1 protein-coding gene is annotated in these 433 nt (G+C 42.0%); it reads right to left on the bottom strand.

The genetic code is table 11. The features are described from left to right. A partial coding sequence (locus tag C1E99_RS04790) for a transposase family protein (RefSeq protein WP_161951149.1) occupies window positions 1–433 on the bottom strand: 433 nt, incomplete at both ends.

A 433-nucleotide genomic window follows, 5' to 3' on the forward strand; every position in this document is an offset into this window, starting at 1 on the left:
TCCGTCCAGAATAGCAATGACGTTTAGGGAGTTGAAATCTTGTGCGATAAAGCTCATCTTACCTTTCTTAAAGGCATACTCGTCCCAGGACATGACTTCTGGAAGCTTGTTCCAATCTGTTTCAAACTTGAACTCATTGAGCTTTCTGATAACTGATGATGTTGAGATAGATAGCCTGTGTGCAATATGTGTCATTGCTTGATTTTCGATGAGTAATTGGGCGATTTTCTGGTTAACAGCGACGGAGATTTGGTGGTTCTTCTTGACAAGAGGAGTTTCAGCGACAGCCATTTTCCCACATTCTTTACACTTGAAACGACGCTTTCTAAGACGGATAAGTAAGGGATAGCCAGCTGTTTCTAGATAGGGAATTTTGGAGGCTTTTTGGAAATCGTATTTTGCCATTTGTCCCTTGCAGGAAGGGCATTTAGGG

Source organism: Streptococcus suis (genome assembly GCF_002964045.1).
Taxonomy (GTDB): Bacteria; Bacillota; Bacilli; order Lactobacillales; family Streptococcaceae; genus Streptococcus; species Streptococcus suis_U.